Source organism: Curtobacterium sp. 18060 (assembly GCF_902706105.1).
Classification (GTDB): Bacteria; Actinomycetota; Actinomycetes; order Actinomycetales; family Microbacteriaceae; genus Curtobacterium.
In genome coordinates, this window is record NZ_CACSJV010000092.1 from 1 (window position 1) to 4,652 (window position 4,652).

General features: G+C 68.1%; 7 protein-coding genes. 1 reads left to right on the forward strand and 6 read right to left on the reverse strand.

Going from position 1 to position 4,652, the window contains the following annotated elements; genetic code table 11:
* The coding region (locus GVL05_RS19530) for a MarR family winged helix-turn-helix transcriptional regulator (RefSeq protein ID WP_159574221.1) at positions 1-453 on the forward strand (453 nt) is incomplete at its 5' end.
* 7 nt (positions 454-460) lie between these two features.
* Here the strand turns inward: GVL05_RS19530 and GVL05_RS19535 are convergent.
* The 6 genes from GVL05_RS19535 to dnaB all read right to left on the reverse strand — a co-directional run bounded on the left by GVL05_RS19535 (position 461) and on the right by dnaB (position 4,088).
* Positions 461-1,021, reverse strand: coding sequence for an MOSC domain-containing protein (locus GVL05_RS19535; protein WP_159574222.1), 561 nt, complete (start codon positions 1,019-1,021; stop codon positions 461-463).
* A gap of 42 nt (positions 1,022-1,063) precedes the next feature.
* Positions 1,064-1,378, reverse strand: a complete 315-nt coding sequence (locus GVL05_RS19540; protein WP_131845112.1) for a multidrug efflux SMR transporter — start codon at positions 1,376-1,378, stop codon at positions 1,064-1,066.
* On the reverse strand, positions 1,378-1,725 hold the full coding sequence (locus tag GVL05_RS19545; protein ID WP_123292953.1) for a multidrug efflux SMR transporter: 348 nt from the start codon (positions 1,723-1,725) through the stop codon (positions 1,378-1,380). The genes GVL05_RS19540 and GVL05_RS19545 overlap by 1 nt, the downstream gene beginning before the upstream one ends.
* Positions 1,722-2,336 carry a TetR/AcrR family transcriptional regulator gene (locus GVL05_RS19550; RefSeq protein WP_159574223.1) on the reverse strand — a complete coding sequence of 205 codons (615 nt, stop codon included), beginning with the start codon at positions 2,334-2,336 and terminating at the stop codon, positions 1,722-1,724. Before GVL05_RS19550 ends, GVL05_RS19545 begins: the two co-directional genes overlap by 4 nt.
* 143 nt (positions 2,337-2,479) lie before the next feature.
* On the reverse strand, positions 2,480-2,665 hold the full coding sequence (locus GVL05_RS19555) for a hypothetical protein (protein WP_159574224.1): 186 nt from the start codon (positions 2,663-2,665) through the stop codon (positions 2,480-2,482).
* A gap of 58 nt (positions 2,666-2,723) precedes the next feature.
* Positions 2,724-4,088 carry a replicative DNA helicase gene (dnaB, locus tag GVL05_RS19560; RefSeq protein WP_111083664.1) on the reverse strand — a complete coding sequence of 455 codons (1,365 nt, stop codon included), beginning with the start codon at positions 4,086-4,088 and terminating at the stop codon, positions 2,724-2,726.
* Positions 4,089-4,652 lie beyond the last annotated feature (564 nt).

The window sequence follows — 4,652 nt, forward strand, 5'->3', positions numbered from 1 at the left end:
CCCGTGACCCCCGCCGCACCCGATGACGACGCCGCCGACCTGATGGCCGCGTTCACCGCTGTCGTGCGCGCGAACGCGAGCCTGGTGAACCAGCTCAGCGCCCGAGCCGGGGTGCACGAGAACGCCCTGCGAGCACTCGTGCTCATCAGCGACACCGGGTACTCCACGCCAACGGAGGTCGCTGGCTACCTCGGCCTGACCTCGGGCGCGGTGACGAACATGATCGACCGGATGAGCACCGCCGGACTCCTCGAGCGCGCGCCGAACCCGAACGACCGTCGTGGGTCGTTGCTGCGGCTGCTGCCGAGTGGCGAGGACGTCGTCGCGGACTACCGGCAGCGCTACGCCGCCATGCTCCGGGCGGTCGACGGCGCGCACGGCGGCGAGCTGCACGAGGTGCTCAACGACCTGGCGACGAGTTTGTACCAGCAGGCCGCGGCAGCGGGGGAGTAGGGGCTCGTCAGACCGGCTGGAGCGCCTGCTGCTCGCCGGCGGGGAGCTCGACACGGATGCGGTCACCCGTCCGGACGACACCGCCGGTCACGACGACGCTCATCACGCCGCCCTTCCGCACCACCGCACCGTCCTCGTCCCGCCCGAGCACCTCACGCAACAGCCCCGGTTCGAACCCGTTGATCTGCTGGCACGGGTTCCGCATGCCCGTCACCCGGACGCACGCCTCGTCGCCGAGGTGCAGCACCGTGCCGGTGGGCAGGCCGAGCAGGTCGACGCCGCGGGTCGTGACGTTCTCGCCCATCTGGCCCGGCTCGAGGTGGTACCCGGCGTCGGCGACCTCGTCGAACACCTCGGCGTGGAGCAGGTGGACCTGCCGCAGGTTCGGCTGCGAGGGGTCACGTGCCACGCGGGAACGATGTTGGACGGTCGTCCCGGCGTGGGCGTCGCCCTCGATGCCCCAGCCCTCGACCAGGGTCACCTCGTCGACGACGGGCTTGCTGAACCGATGGACGTCGTCCCGGCTCACGGCGATCACACGCGGCTGGTCGTCACGGTTGTCGGTCATGGTGCGATTCTGGCGCAGGTTCGGTTTCGACGCAGCCCCCGGTCAGTGTCCGAGCTCGACCAGGAACACCCCGGCGATGATCAGCGCGATGCCGCCCAGCATGAGCAACGTCAACGGTTCGCGGAACAGCACCCGCCCCAGGATCGCCGTCAGCGCGACACCGGTCGCGGCCCAGATCCCGTAGGCGACACCGATCGGCAGGCCGAGCGTCAGGGCCACGGCGAGCAGGCTGAAGGCGACGAGGTACCCCAGGACGACGGGCACGAAGAACAGCTTCTTGCCGTCGGTGGCGAGCTTGAGGCTGATCGTGGCACCGACCTCGGAGACGATCGCGACGGCGAGCAGAACCCACGCCATCAGAATGCCCCCCGCTTCCGTGCGGCGAGGGCTCGCTGCGAGCCGATCTCGACCAGCAGCACGCCGGCAGCGATCAGCACGATGCCGACGACCATGGTGAGCGTGAGTGCCTGCCCGAACAGCACGGCCGCGAGCACCGCGGTCAGGGCGACACCGGAGGCTCCCCAGATGCCGTAGGCGACCCCGACCGCCATCCCCGCGCGGAGCACCAGGATCAGCATCGCGAACGCGGCGACGTAGCCCACGACGACGAGCGCGTACCACCCGGGCTGGTCCACAGCGGCCTGCATCGAGAGCGCTCCGGTGACCTCGGCGACGATCGCGGTCCCGAGGAACAGCCACCTCATGCGCCGGTCCCGTCCGCCAGGGCCGCGATCGCCCGTGCCGCGACCCGGACGGTGGCCTGTGCGGCTCTGTCGTCCCGGTCGGCGAGCCACGTCGAGCTGATGCCGTCGGCCGTCGCGATGAGCAGCCGGACGACGTGCTCGACCGGCACTGCCCAGCGGATGCCGTCCTCCGCGGTCCACTCGTCGACCTGCTCGCGGACCGCATCGAGGTACGCGTGCTGCTCCCACGCGGCGAGGTCCTGCAGGTCGGGGTCGCGCCGTGAGTGGGTGACCAGCTCGACGACGGCGAGTGCGGTCGCTGGGTCGTCGCGCGTCTGCGCGAGGTGGGCCGACAGGCCGGAGGTGATCCGGGCCTCCAGCTCGAGCCGCGTGACCGGTGGTGCGAACGCGACCGCCATGGCGGTGCGGAGCTGGCGTTCGAGCACGGCACGGAAGAGCGGCGCCTTCGATGCGAAGCAGTAGTGGAAGGCGCCGTGCGGCAGGCCCGCGCGGGCGGTGACCGCGCGGGTGGTCACGGCGCTGATGCCGCCGTCGCGCAGGACGGCGATCGCGGCGTCGACGAGCTGCTCGCGTCGTTCCTCGACGCTGCGGTGCTCTTGCTGGAGGGTCATGGTCCGACCGTACGGCGAACTTGGCCATGTGGCCGAGTCAGGCGGTGAACTCTCAGTGTGGGATGGGTTCGCGCCAGCACCACGGTCCACAGCAGAACGACCCTCGGCCAACCGGCTGAGGGTCGTTCTGTGGTGCGACGTGCCTACTTGTGGCTGGAGCGCTGCGTGAACTTGGAGTTCACGATGCCGTAGAGCACCCAGACGACGACCGCGACGAGGGCAACCGTGCCGACGGTTGCCGGCAGCATCCCTTGCGCGAGGAACGGGACGAGCAAGAGGCTGGCCACGCCGAGGACGGCGAGGGTGATCTTGTAGCTGCGAGGAGACATCAGACCGTCCTTACTTGCACTGGCTGGCACTCTTGTCAGCTGGCGGGCGGCACCCGCCTTACTGCGGCATGTCCACGAACCGCGAGAACATCCCGTGGAACGCCACGGTGATGGTGTCCGTCGGCCCGTTACGGTGCTTCGCCACGATCAGGTCGGCCTCACCCTGCCGCGGGTTGTCCTTCTCGTACGCCGACTCGCGGTGCAGCAGGATGACCATGTCGGCGTCCTGCTCGATCGACCCGGACTCTCGCAGGTCGGAGATCGCCGGCTTCTTGTCGGCACGCTGCTCGGGACCACGGTTCAGCTGGGACAGCGCGATGACGGGGACCTGGAGCTCCTTCGCCATCAGCTTCAGTGCACGCGAGAACTCGGAGACCTCTTGCTGGCGGCTCTCGACCTTCTTGCCCGAGGTCATCAGCTGCAGGTAGTCGATGACGACGAGCTTGAGGTTGTGCTGCTGCTTGAGTCGACGGCACTTGGCGCGGATCTCGACCAGCGTCATGTTGGGGGAGTCGTCGATGAAGAACGGCGCGTCGTTGATGCGCCCGCGGGTCTGCGCGATGGTGGTCCAGTCGCGGGAGTCCACGGTGCCCTTGCGCATGTTCTGCAGCGGCACGCTGGTCTCGGCGGACAGCAGACGCATGGCGATCTCGGCGCGACCCATCTCGAGCGAGAAGAAGGCGGCGGTCTGGTCGTGCTTGATCGCCGCGGCGCGGCACAGGTCGAGCGCGAGCGTCGACTTACCGAGTGCGGGTCGAGCGGCGACGATGATCAGCTGTCCGGGGTGGAAGCCGTTCGTCAGGCCGTCGAGCTGCGCGAACCCGGTCGGCACGCCGGTCATCTGGCCGTCACGGCCCTTGGCGGCCTCGATCTCGTCGAGGGCGGCGGAGATGGCGTCGGTCAGGGGGACGTAGTCCTCGGTCTGCACGCCACCGGCGACGTTGTAGACCTCGGCCTGCGCGCTGTTGACGAGGTCGGTGACCTCGCCTTCGGACGCGTAGCCCATCTGCACGATGCGGGTGCCGGCGTCGACGAGGCGACGGAGGACGGCCTTCTCGGCGACGATCCCGGCGTAGTACCCCGCGTTGGCTGCGGTCGGCACCATGCTCGTCACGCTGTGCAGGTACTCGGCGCCACCACCACGGGACAGCAGACCGGTCTTGGTCAGTTCGTCGGTGACGGCGATGACGTCGGTGGGCTCGCCGTGCGAGTACAGCGAGAGGATCGCGTCGAAGATGACCTCGTGCTTGGGGACGTAGAAGTCCACGCCACGAGCGGTCTCGATGACGTCGGCGACGGCGTCCTTCGACAGGAGCATGCCGCCGATGGTCGACTGTTCGGCCAACAGGTCGTGCGGCGGGGTGCGTTCCATGCCGCGCTCCGCGTACTCCTGCGGTGCGGGCTCAAGATGCGCGATCGACACACTCTCTCCTCTGTTGAACGACGCAGGGCTGGACACGGTGGTCCGACACCTGCAACGACTTTCTACCCCCAGCGACCGACATCCCCGAGTCGCTGGGCCAAGCTACGGCCGCAGAGTTATCCCCAACAAACGGCCCTGTGGATAACTCTGTGGAGGGATTGCGGAACACGCCGGAATGCTGTGTGGAGAACTGTGGATGGGTCTGTGGAAACAGAGCCATGGGAACACACTTTCGATCACTTGACCTGGGGTTTTCATGTTCACACGGTGTGTGGAAAAGTGGGGTTCAAGTACGCCTTGAAGGTTCCGATTTGACACGTTTCTGCTGTGTAAAACGACTTGACAAGCACCCCTCCTGTGGGAAGTGTTCTCGGGCCGCTCCCAGCAAGCCGGGCCGTGCCTGAGAGGTAACCAGCCAGCCAAGCCGAGCCCACCCGTGCAAGCCGAGCCGGGCCTCCCGGCCGTTCTGGACGACCGTGCGTTGATGGTGAGCAGAAGATGTCGAGTGGGGGATCGGGACCCGACCTTTTCTGCTCACCAAGTGAACCCCGCACGCCCCGCAAC

Bases quoted from the DNA above. Each gene is read 5' to 3' on its own strand.
- GVL05_RS19535 (WP_159574222.1), bottom strand. From the start codon at position 1,021: ATGACCGACAACCGTGACGACCAGCCGCGTGTGATCGCCGTGAGCCGG.
- GVL05_RS19540 (WP_131845112.1), bottom strand. From the start codon at position 1,378: ATGGCGTGGGTTCTGCTCGCCGTCGCGATCGTCTCCGAGGTCGGTGCC.
- GVL05_RS19545 (WP_123292953.1), bottom strand. From the start codon at position 1,725: ATGAGGTGGCTGTTCCTCGGGACCGCGATCGTCGCCGAGGTCACCGGA.
- GVL05_RS19550 (WP_159574223.1), bottom strand. From the start codon at position 2,336: ATGACCCTCCAGCAAGAGCACCGCAGCGTCGAGGAACGACGCGAGCAG.
- GVL05_RS19555 (WP_159574224.1), bottom strand. From the start codon at position 2,665: ATGTCTCCTCGCAGCTACAAGATCACCCTCGCCGTCCTCGGCGTGGCC.